The organism is Aestuariivita boseongensis, from assembly GCF_001262635.1.
In the GTDB taxonomy this organism is placed as follows: Bacteria; Pseudomonadota; Alphaproteobacteria; order Rhodobacterales; family Rhodobacteraceae; genus Aestuariivita; species Aestuariivita boseongensis.
Genome location: NZ_JXYH01000014.1, coordinates 53,643 through 73,554, shown reverse-complemented (window position 1 = coordinate 73,554; position 19,912 = coordinate 53,643). Strand labels below are relative to the sequence as shown.

Genomic DNA, 19,912 nt, shown 5'->3' with positions numbered 1-19,912 from the left:
GGCAGCCTGCGCTTCCCCGCCTCAGCCAACGGCGCTGTGACCGTGAAACCGGGCCTGGGCCGCGTGCCGGCCTGGAACCCCAGCCAGAAAGCCGAACGCGGCATGCTGGCGCAATCCATGTCGGTGCAGGGCCTGATCACGCGCCATGCCTCGGACCTGCATCTTTCCATGCCCACGATGATCGCCCCCGATCCGCGCGATCCCTTCCACGCGCCTTTGCCCTGGCGTGGCCCGGCGCTGGATGGCCCGATCAAGGTGGCCTTTACCAAGGACGATCTGGGCTTTGGCATGCACCCCGATGTCTCAGCCGCGCTGGATGCCGCGGCAGACGCGCTCAGCGATGCGGGCTATGCGGTGGAGGCTGTCGAACCGCCCCTCGTGCGTGAGACCGGCGATGTCGGTTACCGCACCCTCATGGGCGAAGTGAAGGCTCTGATGGGTGCGGATCTGCGCGCCTATGGCTCTGACACGATGAACGCGATCTTTGACGAATATTACACGCAATACCCGCCCTATGAGGGGGCCGAACTTCTTCAGATGATGGCCCAGCGCAGCCATTACGCGCGTCAGTGGTCACTTTTTCTGGAAGATTACCCGCTGGTGCTGACGCCTTTCCTGCTGACCCCCTTCTTCACCGCAGGCCGCGACGCGGAAGGGGCCGAAGGCGTGCGCGAGGCGCTGGGCCATGCGCATTGGTCTTTCGTGATGAATTTCACCGGCCTGCCCGCAGGCAATATCCCCACGCGCATCGCCCAGCTTGACACAGGCCCCCAGCCCATCGGCGTGCAGATCGCAGGGCGTCGCTGGCGCGAGGATCTGATCGTGGATGCCATGGAAGCGATCGAGGCGCGCATCGGCCCCGTCTGCAACGCGCTTTGGGATCACATGGGCTAAACCGCGCGGCCCCCGCTCAGGCCTTCAACCTGTAGCCCGTGCGAAACATCTGCCACAGAACAAGGGCGGCAACCAATGTCGCCCCGCCCGACACAGCAAGCCCCAGAAGGGGGCTGCTGTCTGACACACCGATCATGCCAAAGCGCACCCCGTCGATCAGGTAAAACACCGGGTTCCAGTGAATGATTTCGTTCAGAACAGGCGGCAGCGCCTCGACCGAATAGAAGGTGCCTGAAAGGAAGGCCAGGGGTGTGATCACGAAATTGGTGATCGCCGCCATCTGATCGAACTTGTTGGCAAAAACCCCGGCGATCAGCCCCAGCGCGCCCAGAAAGGCCGATCCCAGCACCACAAAGACCAATGCGGTCAGCGGTGCCACGGGCACCAGCCCCAGCGTTAGCCACAGGCCCAGCGCGATGATCACCGCCACCACCAGCCCCCGCGCGATGCCGCCCGCGAGATAGCCCAGAACCAGCTCGACCGGCGACAGGGGCGGCATCAGCGTGTCAACGATATTACCCTGCACCTTCGACACCACCATCGACGAGGATGTGTTGGCAAAGGCGTTCTGGATTACCGTCATCATCAGGATGCCGGGCGCCAGAAAGGTCAGGAAGGGCACGCCCATCACATCGCTTCGGCTGGCGCCGATGGCGATGGTGAAGATCATCAGGAACAAACCCGCCGTCACCAGCGGCGCAAGTACCGTCTGTGTCCACACATTGGTAAACCGCAGCACCTCGCGCGCGGCCAATGTGTAAAGCCCCAGCCAGTTCACCCGCCCAAAGCGGCGTATTCCCAGATCATCCGTTCGCTGCATTCTTCTGCCCGTGTTTTTGCCATCTCTGCCGGTGCGAGACGCCTTGTAACTCAGCCGTCAGTGATTAGAATAGGGCCTTGCACGGAAAAACACATTGCGGCGGCCCGGAAAGGCCGCCCTTTTATCTCGAAAGGCGGGCCTGATGTCCTGGACCGACGAACGCGTCGAACTCTTGAAGAAAATGTGGGGGGAGGGTCAATCCGCCAGCCAGATCGCCAAGGAACTGGGCGGCGTGACCCGCAATGCGGTCATCGGCAAGGTGCATCGTTTGGGGCTGTCTAACCGCGCCACAGGTGGCGCCACCAAGACCGAGGCCAAGGCGAAACCGGCACCCAAGGCCGAGGCCAAGCCGAAACCAGCGCCCAAGACGGAACCCGCCCGCCCCGCCCCAGCGCCGGAGGCCGAGGCGAAACCGGCAACGCCCGCGCGCCGTCAGATCATTCCGGCAGGTCAACCCCTGCCTCCGCAGCCGTCGGCGAACGAGATCAGCCCCGAAGCCTTGGCCAAGGTCAACGAGGTTGAAAAGAAAGCCAAGAAGCTCAGCCTGATGGAGCTGACCGAACGCACCTGCAAATGGCCCGTGGGCGACCCCGCGACAGAAGATTTCTGGTTCTGCGGCCTGCCCGTACAAGCCGGCAAACCCTATTGCGAGGCGCATGTGGGCGTGGCCTTCCAGCCGATGAGCTCGCGTCGCGACCGCCGCCGCTGATCAGCGCGCGTCCCACGCGGCGCGCAAGGCCGCGTTTTCGTCTTCGATCATCCGGGCGCAGGCTGCTTTGTCTGCGCCTTTTTCGATCAGATCCCTGATAGTGCCCCAGGTGCGCTGGCCCAGCACGTCCGGCCGCGCCTCTGTCCCGTCCAACGGGGCCGAGAAGGCCTGCCCGATCTGCGCCTGCGCTCTCAAGCAACGCCTGCAGGCCGGGTTGTGGCGCGGCGCGTCGGGGCGGCGATGCGGCCGCTGGATTGGCGTCAGACGCGCAATATCCCGTCAGCTTTTCCAGCCGATGCTGAAAGGCCGCGGTTGCCGCTGCGATCTCGGCATCGGTCTCGTAAGCCCCCAGCAGATCGCGCAGACCCTGCAGCTCCAGCATATACGGCTCTCCGAATTTGCCGCCTGGCGCTTTGGCGACCAGGTGTTCGGCCAGGGCTTTGGGATCCATGCCCGCTCCTTGGGTTGTGACTTATCTGCCGCGATGACAGCCCTTCGCCTTGCATGCTGGCAATGGCCGATTGACCCCGCGCGCGGCGGGCCTTACCTGCCACGCACGGGCAACAAGGGTGCCCGCCGCTTGCAGGCGACAGCCATGGTGAAACCCTTGACCGACCCTGATGTCTTCCGCAACGCGTGCGTTGGACGGCAATGCGAGCCCCGCCCGAGACTGCCACGCGACAGCGTAAAGGCATAAGGATGAAACATTCACAAAACACACCCAGCGTGTCTGATCTGAAGGATCAGGCGCGCCGATTGCGACAGGCCCTTGCAGACCAGGGCACGCAGATCACGCACTCCAGATCGCTGGAGCTTCTGGCCCAGCAATATGGCGCATGGGATTGGAACACCCTGCGCGCCTGGGCCGACACGCCGCCACCCCCCGCCACACCGCAGGTGGGCAGCAGGGTTACGGGCCGCTATCTGGGCCAGCCTTTTGCGGGGGTTCTGAAATCCCTGTCACGGCGCGGGGCGCAAACCCTTTGGCACGTGGCGATCCAGCTGGATCAGCCCATCGACGTGGTCAGCTTCGACAGCTTCTCGTCCTGGCGGCGGCAGATTACCGGCACGGTCGATCAAAACGGTCGGTCCCTGCGCCACCGTTCGGATGGCACGCCGCATCTGGTGGTGGAGTGGTCCCATGACTGATCTCAAGCCAAGGCTCGCGTCGTTCCTGACGGAAATCTGGACTTTGGGCCGCCTGGAGCGGATTCCGCTTTATCTGGGTGACAGCTATCAGATCCGTCACGATCCCGGCGATCCCTGGGATGGCCAAACCCTGACCCAACAGGGTTTTCGCGACCGCGTGGCCAAATCGCGCGCCGCAGCACCCGACCAGGTCTTTACCCCGGTCGAGATGATCCAGGACGACCGCCGCGTCGCGGTCGCCTGGACATGGCGCGGCACCCATCTGGGCGACTTGCCGGGTTTCCCGGCATCGGGCCGCAAGATCACCATGTCCGGCCTCACGGTCTACAGCTTTGACGGCTGGGACATGCTGGTTGGTCATTGGCAAATCGCCGACAGGCTTGGGGTGGCCCAGCAGCTGATGCAACCTGCACCCGCATGAAAAAAAGACCGCGGCAGAGCCTCTGCCGCGGTCCCGCTTCGCGTTACGTCGAAAAAATCAGTTCGTGACCGGCGCGGAGGAGGAGAAGTTCGGGATGGTCCGGTCGGACGCCACATCACCTTCGATCCCCGGCCAGTTGCCTTCGGCCAGGTTGATGTTACCGGGGATATCTTCTTCCCAGAAGCCCACCACATTCTTGGTGATGTTCAGATACAGCTTGTCATCCACGATCCGCCACAGGTTCGGGTTGCCGGGCACCTTGCCGCCTTTCGACACCCCATAGGCGCAGTGGCCGTCATATTGCGGCGCATAAAACTCGGGGTTGCTGGCGAACAGATCGCGGTTTTCCTCGCTGGCAAAGGCGAAGGTGGCGCCATTGTATTCCGCGGTGATGTCGGCGCGGCCCGGCACTGCTTCGGGTTGGGCTGTGCCCACGGGCGATTGCGTCAAAGACCGGTAGGCCACCACGTCATAGCCTGACACGGCAAAGCCTGTTTCATCGACATATTGATCGCCGGCAAAGGCGGCAGTGGCAAAGGTGAAGGCAGCAGCGGCTGCAAGGGCAAGGGATCTGAACATTCTTCCATCCTTATCAGGAAACCGGGGTCACAGGGGGGCAGCACGCGCCGCCTGGGTCCAAAGATGTCCTGACGCAGCGGAAAACCAAAGCCCCCCTCTCCGCCACGTGATGGGTGGCGACCTGTGCGTGATCGGGTTGTAACGAAAGCCCGAAAATCTGCGGCAAAAGCCGGGCTTTCTGATCAAAACGCCTCACACACCGCGTGAGCGGCGTTGGGTTTTGCAACAAATCGCCAGTGCGCACATAGGCTCACCGCAGGATGGGCGGCTTTTCCGGGTCACTGCCGGGCGCAGGGCGCAGGCCCCGGTCTTCCTCGGACAGCTCCGGCAGATCGAAGCGCAGGCCCACCTGCGCCATCCGCGCAGCGGCCACGTCAGAGGCGTCAAAGAACCCCACATCCAGCGCGCCCGCCTCGATCCCCGAGAAGGTCAGCGCCTCGCTCACGGCGCGGGCCAGCGCGCCCTGCGCCTGCGGCAGCGCATCAATGAACCCCAGAAGGTGACCACGCCCACCGCCCTCATAGGCGACACCAACCAGATAGGCCGACCGCGCCAGCCCCCGTGCGGTGGCCAGCTTGGTATCCAGCGCGCTCAGCAAGATCTCAGGCAGACCCTTGGGCGGCTCGAACGCCTCCATACGCGCTTCGACCTCTTCCGGCCCGTGGCCCAGCGTGGCATGCAGCCAGGCAACCGCCTCCGCCGGCATCAGGATAGACGAGGGCGCAACCTCCAGGTTCACACCCAGCCCGATCCCCTGTTCGGCCAGCATCGCCGCGATCACCCGGCCCGACAGCGCGGCATAGGGTGCGGGACGGCCCACGAAATCGGCCAGCCGCGCCTCCCGATCGAAGGCTAGAACGAAGCGGCCATCGGCCAGCTCGAACAGTTCGGGCGACAGCGCCTCGCCTTTGGGCTCCTCGGTCAGCAGCAGGAACAGCTCGCTATCGGCGAGCCGCTCGTAAAACCGCAACCGCGCGGCATCGTCGGCCGGTGCGGCCTCCATCGCTGCATGGGCCTGATCCAGGGGGGTCATCTCTGTCATTCCAACACCTCTGCAACCCGCGCGCGCAGAACCGGAAGAAGCTCGGCCTCGAACCACGGGTTTTTCTTTAGCCACCCGGTATTGCGCCAGGACGGGTGAGGCAAGGGAAAGACGCGCGGCGCATGGGCGCGCCACCCCGCAACCGTGTCCGTGACCGCTGTGCGCGCGCCCAGATGCCATCGATGGGCATGGGCACCCACCAGAACCATCAGTTCAACCTCACCCAAAGCTGCCATCACGCGGTCATGCCAGGTTTCAGAACAGATGGGCGGAGGCGGCAGATCGGCCTTGCGCGCGTCGTAACCGGGAAAACAGAACGCCATGGGAATGATCGCCAGCCTGTCGCGGTCGTAAAACGTGGCCTCATCCACACCCAGCCACTGCCGCAGGCGATCCCCGGAAGGATCGGTGAAGGGCCGGCCCGATTGATGCACCCGCGCGCCCGGGGCCTGGCCTGCCACCAGGATACGCGCGCCGGGCCGAAACCACACGACGGGCCGCGGCGCATGCGCTGTCTGCGTCGCCGCAAACTGCGCCGCACAGATCCGGCAACCCTCGATCTCTGCCGCAAGCCGTTCTGCCTGTTCCGTCATCCGTTCCGCCCTGCCCTCTGGCGCATATGCCCAAGGGGATGACACCGCGCGCGCGCCAAGACAAGCCAAGGCATCTCTGTTTCATCTGGGGAAACAACCACGCGTCCGTCCTATCCCACGCCCCGGTTGCGAAACTCCGCCCAAACACCGCCTTGCAGCCCAGAAAAATCAGGGCGCAACAGCGACGGAACCCGCTTTTTGATTTTGTTTCACATTTCGACATAATGTGGCCAAATTCAGCAGCTAGTGCATATTGCAACCTCTGGTAAAAGAGGGCCCATTGGGCAGGAGCGTATAGGTAATAAGGGTCGGACGAACGCCGTTCGCATCTTGAGATGATTGAGTTCAGAAACGTCAGCAAATCCTTCTGGACGGGGTCGCAGCGCAAGGTGATCCTGGATCGCGCGTCGTTTCGCGTCGAAATCGGCACGTCGCTTGGGATCCTGGCCCCCAACGGCACCGGCAAAACTACCCTGATCAACATGATGGCCGGCCTCGAAAAAGCTGACGAGGGCGAGATCGTCCGCTCCAGCAAAACCTCCTTTCCCCTGGGCTTCATGGGCGGCGTCGTCAGCCGCGTTTCGGCGATGGAAAACAGCCGCTATATCGCGCGGCTTTATGGGCTTGACCCGGATTACGTGGAAAGCTTCTGCCGCTGGCTTTGCGATCTGGGCGAATATTTCGACCAGCCCCTGGGCACCTATTCATCGGGCATGCGCGCGCGCTTTTCCTTTGCGCTGATGCTGGCGCTCGATTTCGATATCTATCTCGTGGACGAGGGGATGCCCTCGGCCGGCGACGCGGAATTCAACAAACGGGCAGGCGATCTGCTGGCGGAACGGCTTAACAGCACGACCCTCGTCATCGTCTCGCACAAACCCGAAACACTGGAAAGATTCGTGCAGAAAGCCGGCGTTCTGATGAACGGCCAACTGCATATGTTCGACACCCTCGAAGAGGCCAAGCAGCTTTATGACTACGAAACCAAAGGCCAAGCGTTTCCGCATCAGGCGTAGCGGTTCTTCCGCTGCGCCCAGTGCCACAGCCGCCGCTCAGCCGCAGCCGCAAGCGGCCAGCCGGGCTGTGTCGCAAGCCGATGTGCCGCAAACGCCCCGCCAGGAAGCCGTGCGCGCCGCCAAGGAAAAAGCCGCCCAGGATCGCGCCGCCGCCCGGGCACAAAGTCCTGAGCCAGCGCAACACGCGCAAGAGCCTGCCCGCTCCGGCGAGGTGTCTTCCGCGCGCGAAACCGCCGCGAATACCGATATCGACGCCATCCGCAAGGAAGGGCTGACCGGACGCCAGCTGCGCATGGCCCGCCGGGTGGCGCAGCGCCACAACCTGCCCGCCACATCCGATTTCGACGCGGTGCGCCTGTTGCGCCAAAAGGGCATCGACCCGTTCCAGCGCTCCAACATGCTGGAACTCGTTGTCCCCAAAGCCAATGAGGACACGCAGAAAGACGAAAAGGCCGAACAGAACATCCAGCTTCCGCAGACGGTCCCTCTTGCCAGGACCAACCTGCCTTCGCCCCATCTCAGCCCCGCCCGTCAGCGCGAGGAAGAGATCAGCAAGATCCAGCGCGACCTTGTCGCCCGCCGCCGCAAGAAGCTGGGGCTGCTGCTGGCGCGCCTGTCCTTCTTCGTCATGCTGCCCACGATCATCGCGGGGTATTACTTCTTCGCCGTGGCAACGCCGATGTATTCCACCAAATCGGAATTTTTGATCCTGCAGGCCGATGGCGCCGGCGGCAGCCCAATGGGTGGCCTGCTGTCAGGCACGCAGTTTGCCACCAATCAGGACAGCATCGCGGTGCAGTCTTATCTGCAGTCCAAAGACGCCATGCTGCGCCTGAATGAGGATGAGGGCTTTAAAAGTCACTTCAACGACCCGTCCATCGACCCGATCCAGCGTCTGGAGGACAACCCCACCAACGAAGAGGCCTACAAGGTTTTCCGCAAGAACGTGAAGATCGGCTATGACCCCACCGAAGGCGTCATCCGGATGGAGGTGATCGCCACCGATCCGCAGGTGGCTGCCGATTTCTCGCGCAAGCTGATCTCATACGCCGAAGAACGGGTGAACAGCCTGTCAGAGCAGAAACGTTCGGACCAAATGCGCGAAGCGATGAAAAGCTTCAAGGAGGCCGAGGCCGAACGCCGCGAGGCCCAGCAGCGCCTGGTCGATCTGCAGGTGCAGGGTTCTATCCTGGACCCTGAGGCGGTGATTGCCTCGATCCGCTCGCAGATCAACAGCCTCGAAGTGCAGCTTCAGGAAAAACGCCTGCAACTGGCCGCGCTCAAGGACAACCCTCGGCCCAACCAGTCCCGCGTGGAGGGGGCCGAGGCCGATATTCGCCGCATCCAGTCCTTCCTCGACGAACTGAATGCGAAAATGACCGATATGAGCCAGGGCGAAAACTCCCTTGCACAGCTTGCCGTGCGTATCCAGATGGCCCAGGCCGACCTGATGACCCGCGATATGATGCTGCAATCGGCCCTCCAGGCGGTGGAAACCACCCGGATGGAAGCCAACCGTCAGGTCCGTTACCTGACCATCTCGGTCGAGCCGGTGGCCAGCGAAGAACCGTCCTATCCCCGCTCATTCGAGAATACGCTCTTGGCTTTCATGGTCTTTGGCGGCATTTACCTGCTAATCTCGCTCACAGCATCCATCCTACGTGAACAGGTAAGCGCATAGATGAAACATATATCGCTGGGCGGTCTGACCATCGGAAACGATCGCCCGCTGACCGTGATCGCCGGCCCCTGCCAATTGGAAAGCGCGGATCACGCGCAGATGATTGCGGGCCGCATGAAGGAAATCTGCGACGCGGCGGGCGCGCAATATGTCTTCAAGGCCAGTTTTGATAAAGCCAACCGCACCTCGGTATTGTCCAATCGCGGCCCGGGGCTTGAGGAAGGTTTGGCTGTGCTGTCGGACGTTCGCAAGAAAATCGGGGTGCCCGTCCTGACAGACGTGCATAACGAAGCGCAGTGCGCGCCTGCGGCCGAAGCAGTCGACATCCTGCAAATCCCCGCATTCCTCAGCCGTCAGACCGACATGCTGGTGGCCGCTGGCAAAACAGGCGCGGTGATCAACGTCAAAAAGGGTCAGTTCCTGGCCCCTTGGGACATGCCCAATGTGGTGGCCAAGATCGAAAGCACCGGCAATGACAAGATCATGCTGACCGAACGCGGCACCTCTTTCGGCTACAACACGCTGGTGGCTGACATGCGGTCCCTGCCGCAGATGGCCTCGACAGGTTATCCGGTGGTGATGGACGCCACCCATTCGGTGCAACAGCCGGGCGGCCAGGGTGGATCATCCGGTGGCCAGCGCGAGTTTGCCCCAGTGATGGCGCGCGCCGCAGTATCGATCGGTGTTGCCGCGGTCTTTATCGAAACCCATCAAGACCCAGATAATGCGCCTTGTGACGGCCCAAACATGATCTTCCTGCACAACATGCCGGAATTGGTCGACACCATGATGGCCTTCGACAAGATCGCCAAAGACCATCCCATTCATCTCTGAGACGTTTTTCATGACCAAACCAGCCGCCACCGTGACCCAGAACACGTGGGAATTCCTGCGCGACCCCATGATCGCCCCCACAGGCTTCCGCGAATACGACGCGCGCTGGAAATACCCTGATGAAATCAACCTGCCCGGCATCACCGCCCTGGGCCTGGGCCTGGGCACGCAGATGCATGCCCGGGGCATCGCGCCGGTCATCGCCGTGGGCAATGATTACCGCGACTATTCGCTGTCGATCAAAAACGCCCTGATCGTGGGTCTGATGCAGGCGGGCATTCAGGTCAAAGACATCGGCCCTGCGCTAAGCCCCATGGCCTATTTCAGCCAATTCCATCTGGACGTACCTGCGGTGGCGATGGTCACGGCGTCGCACAATCCCAATGGTTGGACAGGCGTGAAAATGGGCTTTGACCGCCCCCTCACTCACGGTCCGGACGAGATGGCCGAGCTGCGCGACATCGTCCTGCAAGGGCGTGGCGCGCCGCGCCCCGGTGGCGGTTACGAATTCGTGGAAGGCGTGCGCGAAGCCTATCTGGACGACCTCGTGGGCGATTTCAAAATGACCCGCAAACTGAAAGTGGTCTGCGCCACGGGCAACGGCACGGCCTCGGCCTTCGCGCCCGAGCTGTTTAAACGGCTGGGCGTTGAAGTGGTGGAAAGCCACAACCGGCTCGACTACACCTTCCCCCACTACAACCCCAATCCCGAAGCCATGGAAATGCTCCATGACATGGCAGACAGCGTGAAAGCCTCCGGCGCCGATTTCGCCCTGGGCTTCGATGGCGATGGCGACCGCTGCGGCGTGGTCGATGACGAAGGGGAGGAGATCTTTGCCGACAAGGTAGGCGTCATCATGGCCCGCGATCTGGCCAAGCTTTACCCCGGCTCCACCTTCGTGGCGGATGTGAAATCGACCGGCCTCTTCGCCTCCGATCCTGAATTGCAGGCCCATGACGTGAAGGCCGATTACTGGAAAACCGGCCATAGCCACATGAAGCGTCGGGTGAAGGAAATCGGCGCTCTGGCTGGGTTCGAAAAATCCGGCCACTACTTCCTGGCCGAACCCATCGGGCGCGGATACGACTGCGGCATGCGCGTCGCGGTCGAGATCTGCAAACTGATGGACCGCAACCCCGACATGAAAATGTCAGACCTGCGCAAGGCGCTGCCCAAGACCTGGTCCACCCCCACAATGTCGCCCTATGCCGCCGATACGGAGAAATACGACATCCTCGCCCGGCTGGTCGACAAGTTGGTGGCCAAGGCCGATGCCGGAAACATGATCGGAGGCCGCGCGATCAAAGAGGTGGTCACCGTCAACGGCGCCCGCGTGATCCTGGACAATGGCGGTTGGGGCCTTGTGCGCGCATCGTCGAACACGCCCAACCTGGTGGTGGTCTGCGAAAGCCCCGAAAGCGAGGAAGAACTGCGCGCCATTTTCGCCGATATCGACGCGGTGATCCGGACAGAGCCCGGCGTGGGCGAATACGACCAGACCTTCTGATCGCGCCGCGCGCACCCCGGGGCCTCCCCCTCCATCTCAAGTCTTCGCCAACCTGTACCTGCAGACAATCGGTGTACGCGCTGTGCACGCTCAGTGCACAGGTTGTGCACACCGGTTTTCAAACCGTTTCAGTCCCCGCCCAGCAGTTTTTTCAACCGCTCCTTGGCACGCTCTCCCAGAGCATCCTTGATTGCATCCTCGGTCGATTGACCTTCCTCCTTGATCACGCCCAGCTCTTCCTGCAGCTTGCGCTCCACGCTCTCCCGCGCGTCCTTCTTGACCTCCTCGACCTTGCCATCGACATCCAGCTGCAGCGCCTCGCTCAGGTCCGGAATGATCCGAGGATTTGACCACGGGCCCCGGATTCTGACCGGAATCGCAAGGCCTTGGCCCGAATTGGCCCGCAGCGCGATGGGCGTGAACAGATAATCAATATCCTGCGCCCCGATCCCGATACGGCCTTCCCCCTCGGCCCGGAAATTGGCCAGAAGCAGCAGCAGGTCGGAATTGAACAGATTGCCCTTATCCATCGTGTAAGTGGCGGACAGGCTGTCAAAAACCGTGGTGCCGCCGGTTCCGTCCCCACTGCGCATCAGCCGGTCCAGATCGATCCCCGCGATCAGCCCCCGCCCGGTACTCAACGAGCCCTGCCCCGAAAGAGATTTCATAATGGAATCCATGGTTTGCCCGACACCCAGGAACTGGACCCTGGCATCCGCCCTGCCTGACAAACGGGTGATCCCGGCCAGGTCAGACAGCATCCGCTCAAGCTCGATCTGGCTTGCGGTCAGATCCCCGCCCACTGACAATCCGTTGCGGTTATTGGCCACCAACTGCCCCGTGACAGAGCCGTCAAACACCGCCACCTGGCCCAGCTGCAGCACCGCGCGCGACCGGTCGATATTCAGCGACAGGCGTGAAGCGCCCAGCTGGATATTGCCCAGATCGATGCTGTTTGCAGCCAGCGCGATGGTCCCATTCATCGCCGCCAAGCCACTGGCATCAATGGGATCTTTCGACCACCCGCTGCCTGCGGGCGCGGCCGAAGCCGTGCCGCTGCCGTCATTCGTGACCGCGCTGAAATCCAAATCGCCGGCCACCAGATTGGCCGTGACCTGCGGTACATCCGACAAAAGAATATCGGCCGCGCCGGTGAACAGGTTCTGATCCAGCTTCAGCGTCAGATCCCGCATCGTGATCCGGTTGCCTTCGGTAAAGGTCAGGTCCATCGCCGCCTCTGCCGACTGCCCAAACCCCGCAGGCGGCGCAGCACCGGGCGATCCAAGCGCGGCCAACACCGCCCCGGTATCCCGCGCCGACATCTCCACCCGGCCCGCTGCATCGCCGCCCGTACTGGCGCGCCCTTCAAAGCTGAGCGCGGCCCCCGCAACCGTGCCTGTCAGGCTGACCGGGGCCACAGCGCCTTCCAGAAACGCACCGAACCCGCCGATCCGGCCTTCAAACGACATCTCTGCAATGCCTTGGGTGAAGGACATCGCGATATCCGCCGCACCATTCGGATCAGGCCAATCCAGCGTGGCGTTCAGATCGCTGAGGACCAAGGGTTCCGCCCCGGCCGCGGTATAGATCAGCTGCGCATCGCTCAGGGTTAATCGTTCCAAACCAAAGCTTTGCGTGGATGCCGTTGCCCCGCTGCCCGCCTGAGTGTCGGCAGCTGGCGCCTCTCCGAATTCCCAATTGCCGCGACCATCCGCGCGGGTGGTCAGACGCACCACGGGGCTTTGGGCCTCGATATGTTTGATCTTGATCTCGCCACCGATCAGGGCGCGTGCATCCACGCCGATGGACAGCCCCTGCGCCGCCATCATCGGGTCAGGTCCCGCCCAGTCCGCGTCAGACAACGTCACAGGCCCCGTCGTCACCCCAAGAACGGGCCAGAAGCTTAACGCGATCTCATCCGAGACGGTCAGCTCCCGCCCCGTCTGGGCGCGCAACTGGTCGCTGGCAATCGCGGCGATCCGATCCTTGGGCAGAAAAAACACCGCCCCCACGGCGAAAGCCGCCAACAGGATCACGATCCCCAAAAGCCGAAAAATCCACCGCATCTGCCCAATCTCCGTTTGCCTGACCCCAGATTACCGCAACGCGCCGCGCTGGCAATTGCCCAGACGCTCTGGGCAGACAGGCAGGCTTGGCTTATATGCGGCACGATGAGCACGAACCCACCGAATCTGCGCCCCGACCTGGCGCCCGAAGCCCGCCTGAGCGATACGCGCCGCGCAGGCCAGCCCACAATTGGCATGGTGTCCCTGGGATGCCCCAAGGCGCTTGTCGACAGCGAACGCATTCTGACCCGGCTGAGGGCGGAAGGCTATGGGATATCCCCCGATTATGCGGGGGCAGACGCGGTGATCGTGAACACCTGCGGATTTCTCGACAGCGCGAAGGCAGAAAGTCTTGAGGCGATCGGCGAGGCGCTGGATGAAAATGGCAAGGTGATCGTCACTGGCTGCCTGGGGGCCGAACCGGAATACATCACCGGCGCGCATCCCCGCGTTCTGGCTGTGACGGGCCCGCATCAATACGAGCAGGTTCTGGATGCGGTCCACGCCGCCGTCCCGCCCGCGCCGGATCCGTTCATCGATTTGCTTCCGGCAACCGGCGTGTCGCTGACACCAAGACATTATTCGTATCTCAAGATTTCCGAGGGATGTAACCACAAGTGCAAGTTCTGCATTATCCCCGACATGCGTGGGCGCCTTGCATCACGCCCGGCGCATGCGGTGCTGAGAGAGGCGGAAAAACTGGTCGAAGCCGGCGTGCGCGAACTTCTTGTTATCAGCCAGGACACCAGCGCCTATGGGCTTGACCGCAAATATGACCTGAACCCTTGGAAAGGGGATAAGGTGCGCAGCCATATCCTCGACCTCTCGCGGGAGTTGGGGAAACTTGGGGCCTGGGTCCGGCTTCATTATGTGTACCCCTACCCGCATGTGCGTGATCTGGTGCCGCTGATGGCTGACCCGGAGAACGGGCTGCTGCCCTATCTGGATATTCCCTTCCAGCACGCCCATCCGGACGTGCTGCGCCGGATGGCCCGGCCCGCGGCGGCGGCGAAAACGCTGGATGAAATCGCTGCCTGGCGCGCGGTCTGTCCCGATATAACGCTGCGTTCGACCTTCATCGTCGGCTATCCCGGCGAGACAGAGGAGGAGTTTCAGACGCTGCTGGACTGGCTGGACGACGCGCAGCTGGATCGTGTGGGATGCTTTCAGTATGAAAACGTGGAAGGAGCGCGGTCGAACGCGCTGCCGGATCATGTTGACCCGGAGGTCAAGCAAGACCGCTGGGATCGGTTCATGGCCAAGGCGCAGGCGATTTCCGAGGCAAAGCTTGCGGCAAAACTGGGCCAGCACCTGCAGGTGATCGTGGACGAGGTCGATGACGAGGCCGCGACCTGCCGGACCATGGCCGACGCACCCGAGATCGACGGGAATTTGTTTATTGATCAGGGGTTTGAGGATCTGAAGCCTGGCGATATCGTCACGGTGGAGGTGGATGAAGCAGGCGAATACGATCTTTGGGGCAAGAGGATCTCAGCCGGAAACTGACGCAGTTTCCGGCCCGTTTCTGGCGCAGAAACGGACGGTCCCGGGTGTGGAATTTGCGTCAAATTCCAGCCGTTTTCTGCGTCAGAAAACGGCTAGCCCGCCAGTTGCAACGCCAGATCCCACGCCACAGGATCGACGCTGACCGGGTCGTTCAATACCCGGTTCTGCCCCGGCATCCGCGCACCCGCGTCCTCGGCCACAGCGTCCGCCACTCTCCTCACCGTCTCTGCAAATCCCGGCGCGGCAGACGGGTCGATGATCAGATAGAACTGGCCCAGATCATGCGGCGGCCCCTCGGGTGCCTTGAGCGGCCTGACCTCGCGCGAGGTCACGCTACCGGTCATCCCTGCCGCCAGAAGCTCTGCCATCAGCCCAAACCCCCAGCCCTTGTATCCGCCCATCGACACCAGCGACCCCGCCAAAGCGGCCTCTGGATCGGTGGTGGGCCGGCCATCGGCATCCACCGCCCAGCCCTCCGGGATGCGTTCGCCTGCGGCTTTCGCCATGGTGATCTTGCCCAAAGCTACGGTGGTCGTGGATTGATCGAACTGCATCGCCACCCCGCCCTGCCCATCGGGCACGGAAAAGGCGATCGGGTTGGTGCCGATCACCCGCGTCTTTCCGCCCGGCGGCGCCACGATGGGCGACGCATTGGTCATGCCCAGCGCGATCATCCCTGCGCGCGCGATCTGTCCGGTGAAAAACCCAAGCGAGGTGCAGGTATGCGTATGCCCGACAGCCAGCTGTACGGTTCCCATTTCCCGTGCCGCTTCAAGGGCTTGCGGCAAGGCGCGCTGAAACGCCGACTGCGCGAAACCCAGCTTGCCGTCAACTTGCACCACGCCGGGACGCGGACGGGTCACCACCGGGTCCACATCGCCCTTCACGCGCCCGGTTCGCAATTGCTGGCAATAACTTTCCAGATAATAGAGCCCGCAGATGCGGTTTCCCGTAGCCTCTGCCTCGGCCACGGCGTCGGCGACGGCATGGGCCACCCACTCCGCCGCGCCATGTGCCGTCAGCGCTCGGCTCGTGACCGCGTGGATGTCTTTAAGTGAAACCTCTGTCATGGCGTGCCTTCCTGGTTCAGACGGCCGTCTTCCAGACGCAGCATGCGATCCATCCGCGCCGCAAGGGCCATGTTATGCGTGGCAATCAGCGCTGAAAGCCCGGTTCCGGCGACCAGTTCCATCAACGTACCAAAAACCTGGTCCGAGGTGCCAGGATCCAGATTGCCCGTGGGCTCGTCCGCCAAAAGCACCCGCGGGCCATTGGCCAGCGCCCGGCAGAACGCCACCCGCTGCTGTTCCCCGCCCGACATGGCCGCAGGCCGATGGTCTGCCCGCCCCGAAAGGCCCACACGCGCCAGAAGATCCTGAGCCCGCGCCACGGCCTGCGCTCGCGGCACGCCATTTGCCAGCTGCGGAAGGATCACATTTTCCGCCGCTGTGAATTCGGGCAGAAGGTGATGAAATTGATAGATAAACCCGACTTCGTTCCGGCGGATCGCGGTGCGGGTCTTGTCACCCTGCCCTGACAGCGATTGTCCTCCAATCTCCACCGTTCCGGCATCGGGCGTGTCCAGCAGCCCTGCGATATGCAAGAGCGTCGACTTGCCAGCGCCTGAGGGGGCCACAAGCGCGACGACCTCTCCGGGCGCCAGGGTCAGGTCGACGCCACGCAATACCGAAACTTCCCCGGCCTGGCCTTTGTTATAGGTCTTGGAAATGCCAGTCAGACGCAGGGCGGGTTCACTCATAGCGCAGCGCCTCGACAGGGTTCAGCCGGGCGGCACGGCGCGCGGGAAAAATGGTGACAATGAAGGACAGGCCCAGCGACAGAGCGACCGCCGCAGCGAGGTCGGCCGGGCGCAGCACCGCAGGTGGGAAGAAGAAGCCCTGAGCCTCCAGCCCCGCTCTGCTGCCGCCGGTGATCTGATCCATCAGCGCATAGACATGTTCGATATTCGCCGCAAAAAGCGCGCCCAGCGCTGCGCCGAACACAGTGCCTGCGATACCAACAGAGGCCCCCACCAAGACGAAAACTCGCAGAATGGACCCCTGACTGAGCCCGATCGTGCGCAGAATGCCGATATCGCGGCCCTTGTTCTTCACCAGCATGACCAGACCCGAAACGATGTTCAGCGTGGCGATCAGGACAAGGATGAACAGCAGGATGTAAAGCGCATTGTCCTGCAGTTGCAGCGCGCGCAGACTGCCCCCGGACCTGTCCCGCCACGTCCAGCCCACCGCGCGATCGCCCGCGGCCCGCAGGATCGGGACCATGACAGCATCGACCCCCTCGGGATCGGCAACCATCACGTCGATCTGGTCAACGCCGCCTTCACGATTGAGGAAAGACTGCGCCTCGGACAGGGGCAGATAGGCGCGGGTGCTGTCGATAAAGGGTTGCCCCGAACGGAAGACATAAACCACCTCGAAGGCGACAACCCGGGGCGAGGTGCCCAACGCCGTCCGCACCCCGTTGGGAGAGATCAGCCGCACGCGATCCCCGACACCCACACCAAGCGACCGGGCCAGTTGATCACCCAGCGCCACGCCTTCGGGCAGGCGCGATAGATCGCCCTGACTGCGCTCGGCCTCGGCGATGCCGGGGAACGTCGCAAGCCGGTCCGGCGCAAGGCCGTAAATCTCGACCGGGGCGCTGAGCTGGCGGGCGTTGGCGATCAGGCGCTCTTTGACCACCGGGGCGGCGTGGATAACGCCAGGTTCAGCCGCGATACGCTCGGCGACGGCGTCATAGTCTCGGATCAGCCTGTCACGCGCGCCAGTTTCGGTCTGGGTTTCCACATAATAGACTTCCAAATGCGCCGTGGCGCCAAGGATCACGCGCAGCGTTTCCTCTCGCAGGCCTGTACGCACGGCCAGGGTGGCGATCAGCGCAAAAACGGCAAGGGTAATTCCGATCAGGCTGATCCAGGTCATCACGCTGACGCCCCCGTCTGCGCGCCGTGCCCGCAGATAGCGCCATGCAATCATCCACTCAAAAGGGGCAAAGGGCGGAGGCTGGGTGGCCATTCTTATGTCCTGCTCGGATCGGTTTGGCGGAGAGTGCGAATTTGCCCTGCCCACGTCAAGGCACAGAGAATGTAAAGACCGGCGAAGAAAACTGGCGGCCGACCAGCATTATCCACAGATTGAGGAAAGTACGGCAACACTTTGTCAATATTCAGACATAGGCAGCATTTTCACGTATCCCTCTTTGCAAAAACGCAGCATTCAAGACAGTTATCCACAGGCCTGAAATGCCAGCGATTACTTATCCACAGTCAAAAAATGCTGCCAGATTTGCAAGAGTGCCTGTGGATATGTGCGCCTGCCTTATTTCATAGATACATTCCCGCAAAATAAGGCGAAGGCGCCACAATTCGTCCGGCGGCCCGCCGCATGATCCGCTGGCCCTGCCCATCCGTCTTTGACCACGCCAACCGAACCGGCGAAACCCCGCGATGACGCATCACGGGGCTGCCGTTTCGCTGAACCGGCCGGGATCTTTTCAGGCGCGGCTTACAGCCAGGTGTGGAAGCTTCGGTTCGCCATCGGTTCGCGCATATCGTCCAGATGCGCATGGTGCGGGGCATAGATCGCAGCCAGTTTCTTGACCGCTTCTTCCGGCGGCAGCTCTTCGCTTTGGCCCGTTCTGCGGCTGGTCAGTTCGACCACGCCGTTCTTCAATCCCCGCGGACCCACGGTGATGCGCCATGGCAGGCCGATCAGATCCATCGTAGCGAATTTGCCGCCTGCGCGTTCGTTGCGATCATCATAAAGCGGCTCAAGCCCCAGCCCGGCGATCGCCGCATACAGCTTTTCGCAGGCCGCATCAGCTTCGGCATCGCCCTGTTTCAAGTTCACGATCCCGCAATGGAACGGCGTCACACCTTCGGGCCAGATGATGCCGTTGTCGTCATGGCTGGCCTCGATGATCGCGCCCACCAACCGGCTGACCCCGATCCCATGCGAGCCCATATGGACCGGCACCTGCTCCCCTTCGGCATTTTGCACGACGGCGCCCATGGCGTCTGAATACTTCGTGCCGAAGTAGAAAATCTGCCCCACCTCGATGCCGCGAGCCTGCTTGCGCCGGTCTTCCGGGATGGCGTTGAAGGCGGCCTCGTCATGGGTTTCGTCGGTGCGTGCGTAAAGGGCGGTAAATTCCTCCATTACGGCGCGGCACTGATCAACGCTGTCGTAGTCAATCTCGCGCTCGCCCAGACGGATATCGGTCACGGCGCTGTCGTAGAACACCTCCGACTCGCCCGTTTCGGCCAGAACCAGAAATTCATGCGTGTCATCGCCGCCAATGGGGCCGCTGTCGGCGCGCATCGGAATGGCCTGCAAGCCCATCCGTTCATAGGTGCGCAGATAGCTCACCAAATGGCGGTTATAGGCGTGCAGCGCATCTTCCTTGGTCAGGTCGAAGTTATAGCCGTCCTTCATATAGAATTCGCGCCCGCGCATGACGCCGAACCGGGGGCGGACCTCGTCCCGGAATTTCCATTGGATATGGTAAAGCGTCAGCGGCAGATCCTTGTAGGACGACACATGCGCGCGGAAGATATCCGTAATCATCTCTTCATTGGTCGGACCATACAGCATGTCGCGATCATGCCGGTCACGGATGCGCAGCATTTCGGGTCCATAGGCGTTATAGCGCCCGCTTTCCTGCCACAGATCGGCGGGCTGGATCGTGGGCATCAACATCGGGATATGGCCCGCGCGGATCTGCTCCTCGTGCACGATCCGTTCGATGTTCCGCAGCACCTTGAAGCCCAAAGGCAGCCAGGAATAGATGCCCGCCGCCTGCTGTTTGATCATGCCCGCGCGCAGCATCAGCCGGTGGCTGACGATCTGAGCCTCGGACGGGTTTTCCTTGAGAACCGGCAGGAAGTAACGGGTCAGGCGCATGGGCGAAGTCTTTCTTGCATCCAGTCAATCTAAGCGCGGTCTAAGCCATCCTTCACGGGCGCGCAATTGGCCAAAGCGCCCTGCCGCCCTTTCCCGGGGCATGACTAAGAGGGAAACGGTCGCTCGCACGGTTGTCATCTCTTCGGCTTGCAAGACGGGGCAAGCTGCGC

At 62.5% G+C, this 19,912-nt stretch carries 20 protein-coding genes; 10 read left to right on the top strand and 10 right to left on the bottom strand.

The features are described 5' to 3' along the window. Positions 1-894: amidase family protein (locus TR61_RS07950; RefSeq protein WP_245626844.1), on the top strand; the 894-nt coding region annotated here is incomplete at its 5' end. Positions 895-910: 16 nt separating this feature from the next. Here the strand turns inward: TR61_RS07950 and TR61_RS07945 are convergent. Then, on the bottom strand, positions 911-1,714 hold the full coding sequence (locus tag TR61_RS07945; RefSeq protein ID WP_050929388.1) for an ABC transporter permease: 804 nt from the start codon (positions 1,712-1,714) through the stop codon (positions 911-913). A 142-nt stretch (positions 1,715-1,856) separates the two neighbouring features. On the opposite strand from TR61_RS07945, the gene TR61_RS07940 reads away from it, so the two are divergent. Continuing rightward, positions 1,857-2,423, top strand: coding sequence for a GcrA family cell cycle regulator (locus TR61_RS07940; protein ID WP_050929387.1), 567 nt, complete (start codon positions 1,857-1,859; stop codon positions 2,421-2,423). Here the strand turns inward: TR61_RS07940 and TR61_RS07935 are convergent, their stop codons facing one another. Further along, positions 2,424-2,618 (bottom strand): hypothetical protein, encoded by a 195-nt coding sequence (locus tag TR61_RS07935; protein WP_050929386.1) that lies wholly within the window; start codon positions 2,616-2,618, stop codon positions 2,424-2,426. 100 nt (positions 2,619-2,718) lie between these two features. Between TR61_RS07935 and TR61_RS07930 the strand changes: the two genes are divergently transcribed. From TR61_RS07930 to TR61_RS07920, 3 genes are read left to right on the top strand one after another with little or no spacing between them, the layout of a single operon-like run. After that, positions 2,719-3,120: a hypothetical protein gene (locus TR61_RS07930; protein ID WP_050929385.1), complete on the top strand. Its 402-nt coding sequence runs from the start codon at positions 2,719-2,721 to the stop codon at positions 3,118-3,120. A 2-nt stretch (positions 3,121-3,122) separates the two neighbouring features. Next, complete coding sequence (locus TR61_RS07925; protein WP_050929384.1) at positions 3,123-3,572, top strand: glyoxalase superfamily protein; 450 nt, start codon at positions 3,123-3,125, stop codon at positions 3,570-3,572. Next, on the top strand, positions 3,565-3,993 hold the full coding sequence (locus tag TR61_RS07920) for an ester cyclase (RefSeq protein ID WP_050929383.1): 429 nt from the start codon (positions 3,565-3,567) through the stop codon (positions 3,991-3,993). The genes TR61_RS07925 and TR61_RS07920 overlap by 8 nt, the downstream gene beginning before the upstream one ends. 57 nt (positions 3,994-4,050) lie before the next feature. Here the strand turns inward: TR61_RS07920 and TR61_RS07915 are convergent, their stop codons facing one another. From TR61_RS07915 to TR61_RS07905, 3 genes are all read right to left on the bottom strand, one after another. Next, entirely contained in the window at positions 4,051-4,572 is a 522-nt protein-coding gene (locus tag TR61_RS07915; protein ID WP_050929382.1) for a YHS domain-containing (seleno)protein, read from the bottom strand. Positions 4,573-4,822: 250 nt separating this feature from the next. After that, positions 4,823-5,614, bottom strand: coding sequence for an SseB family protein (locus TR61_RS07910; protein WP_050929381.1), 792 nt, complete (start codon positions 5,612-5,614; stop codon positions 4,823-4,825). Next, complete coding sequence (locus TR61_RS07905) at positions 5,611-6,207, bottom strand: uracil-DNA glycosylase family protein (protein WP_050929380.1); 597 nt, start codon at positions 6,205-6,207, stop codon at positions 5,611-5,613. The genes TR61_RS07910 and TR61_RS07905 overlap by 4 nt, the downstream gene beginning before the upstream one ends. A gap of 335 nt (positions 6,208-6,542) precedes the next feature. Between TR61_RS07905 and TR61_RS07900 the strand changes: the two genes are divergently transcribed. From TR61_RS07900 to TR61_RS07885, 4 genes are read left to right on the top strand one after another with little or no spacing between them, the layout of a single operon-like run. Then, positions 6,543-7,223, top strand: a complete 681-nt coding sequence (locus tag TR61_RS07900; protein WP_050929379.1) for an ABC transporter ATP-binding protein — start codon at positions 6,543-6,545, stop codon at positions 7,221-7,223. Continuing rightward, positions 7,180-8,904: a KpsE/RkpR family capsule polysaccharide export protein gene (locus TR61_RS07895; protein WP_050929378.1), complete on the top strand. Its 1,725-nt coding sequence runs from the start codon at positions 7,180-7,182 to the stop codon at positions 8,902-8,904. The genes TR61_RS07900 and TR61_RS07895 overlap by 44 nt, the downstream gene beginning before the upstream one ends. Further along, positions 8,905-9,738, top strand: a complete 834-nt coding sequence (kdsA, locus tag TR61_RS07890; protein ID WP_050929377.1) for a 3-deoxy-8-phosphooctulonate synthase — start codon at positions 8,905-8,907, stop codon at positions 9,736-9,738. A gap of 10 nt (positions 9,739-9,748) precedes the next feature. Then, positions 9,749-11,245, top strand: a complete 1,497-nt coding sequence (locus tag TR61_RS07885) for a phosphomannomutase/phosphoglucomutase (RefSeq protein WP_050929376.1) — start codon at positions 9,749-9,751, stop codon at positions 11,243-11,245. A gap of 128 nt (positions 11,246-11,373) precedes the next feature. Here TR61_RS07885 and TR61_RS07880 read toward each other — a convergent pair whose 3' ends face one another. After that, complete coding sequence (locus TR61_RS07880) at positions 11,374-13,311, bottom strand: AsmA family protein (protein WP_050929375.1); 1,938 nt, start codon at positions 13,309-13,311, stop codon at positions 11,374-11,376. A gap of 105 nt (positions 13,312-13,416) precedes the next feature. On the opposite strand from TR61_RS07880, the gene rimO reads away from it, so the two are divergent. Further along, complete coding sequence (gene rimO, locus TR61_RS07875) at positions 13,417-14,817, top strand: 30S ribosomal protein S12 methylthiotransferase RimO (protein ID WP_050929374.1); 1,401 nt, start codon at positions 13,417-13,419, stop codon at positions 14,815-14,817. Positions 14,818-14,909: 92 nt separating this feature from the next. Here rimO and TR61_RS07870 read toward each other — a convergent pair whose 3' ends face one another. From TR61_RS07870 to proS, 4 genes are all read right to left on the bottom strand, one after another. Further along, positions 14,910-15,887 carry an Ldh family oxidoreductase gene (locus TR61_RS07870; RefSeq protein WP_050929373.1) on the bottom strand — a complete coding sequence of 326 codons (978 nt, stop codon included), beginning with the start codon at positions 15,885-15,887 and terminating at the stop codon, positions 14,910-14,912. Next, the gene (locus tag TR61_RS07865) at positions 15,884-16,576 is read right to left on the bottom strand and encodes an ABC transporter ATP-binding protein (protein ID WP_050929372.1); all 693 of its coding nucleotides are present in this window, start codon (positions 16,574-16,576) and stop codon (positions 15,884-15,886) included. Before TR61_RS07865 ends, TR61_RS07870 begins: the two co-directional genes overlap by 4 nt. Next, positions 16,569-17,855, bottom strand: coding sequence for an ABC transporter permease (locus tag TR61_RS07860; protein ID WP_050929371.1), 1,287 nt, complete (start codon positions 17,853-17,855; stop codon positions 16,569-16,571). The genes TR61_RS07865 and TR61_RS07860 overlap by 8 nt, the downstream gene beginning before the upstream one ends. A 489-nt stretch (positions 17,856-18,344) precedes the next feature. After that, positions 18,345-19,742, bottom strand: a complete 1,398-nt coding sequence (gene proS / locus TR61_RS07855) for a proline--tRNA ligase (RefSeq protein ID WP_050929370.1) — start codon at positions 19,740-19,742, stop codon at positions 18,345-18,347. Positions 19,743-19,912: the final 170 nt, after the last annotated feature.

Coding starts and splice junctions, on each gene's coding strand:
- TR61_RS07945 (WP_050929388.1), bottom strand. CDS start 1,714: ATGCAGCGAACGGATGATCTGGGAATACGCCGCTTTGGGCGGGTGAAC.
- TR61_RS07940 (WP_050929387.1), top strand. CDS start 1,857: ATGTCCTGGACCGACGAACGCGTCGAACTCTTGAAGAAAATGTGGGGG.
- TR61_RS07930 (WP_050929385.1), top strand. CDS start 2,719: ATGCTGAAAGGCCGCGGTTGCCGCTGCGATCTCGGCATCGGTCTCGTA.
- TR61_RS07925 (WP_050929384.1), top strand. CDS start 3,123: ATGAAACATTCACAAAACACACCCAGCGTGTCTGATCTGAAGGATCAG.
- TR61_RS07920 (WP_050929383.1), top strand. CDS start 3,565: ATGACTGATCTCAAGCCAAGGCTCGCGTCGTTCCTGACGGAAATCTGG.
- TR61_RS07915 (WP_050929382.1), bottom strand. CDS start 4,572: ATGTTCAGATCCCTTGCCCTTGCAGCCGCTGCTGCCTTCACCTTTGCC.
- TR61_RS07910 (WP_050929381.1), bottom strand. CDS start 5,614: ATGACAGAGATGACCCCCCTGGATCAGGCCCATGCAGCGATGGAGGCC.
- TR61_RS07905 (WP_050929380.1), bottom strand. CDS start 6,207: ATGACGGAACAGGCAGAACGGCTTGCGGCAGAGATCGAGGGTTGCCGG.
- TR61_RS07900 (WP_050929379.1), top strand. CDS start 6,543: ATGATTGAGTTCAGAAACGTCAGCAAATCCTTCTGGACGGGGTCGCAG.
- TR61_RS07895 (WP_050929378.1), top strand. CDS start 7,180: ATGACTACGAAACCAAAGGCCAAGCGTTTCCGCATCAGGCGTAGCGGT.
- kdsA (WP_050929377.1), top strand. CDS start 8,905: ATGAAACATATATCGCTGGGCGGTCTGACCATCGGAAACGATCGCCCG.
- TR61_RS07885 (WP_050929376.1), top strand. CDS start 9,749: ATGACCAAACCAGCCGCCACCGTGACCCAGAACACGTGGGAATTCCTG.
- TR61_RS07880 (WP_050929375.1), bottom strand. CDS start 13,311: ATGCGGTGGATTTTTCGGCTTTTGGGGATCGTGATCCTGTTGGCGGCT.
- rimO (WP_050929374.1), top strand. CDS start 13,417: ATGAGCACGAACCCACCGAATCTGCGCCCCGACCTGGCGCCCGAAGCC.
- TR61_RS07870 (WP_050929373.1), bottom strand. CDS start 15,887: ATGACAGAGGTTTCACTTAAAGACATCCACGCGGTCACGAGCCGAGCG.
- TR61_RS07865 (WP_050929372.1), bottom strand. CDS start 16,576: ATGAGTGAACCCGCCCTGCGTCTGACTGGCATTTCCAAGACCTATAAC.
- TR61_RS07860 (WP_050929371.1), bottom strand. CDS start 17,855: ATGGCCACCCAGCCTCCGCCCTTTGCCCCTTTTGAGTGGATGATTGCA.
- proS (WP_050929370.1), bottom strand. CDS start 19,742: ATGCGCCTGACCCGTTACTTCCTGCCGGTTCTCAAGGAAAACCCGTCC.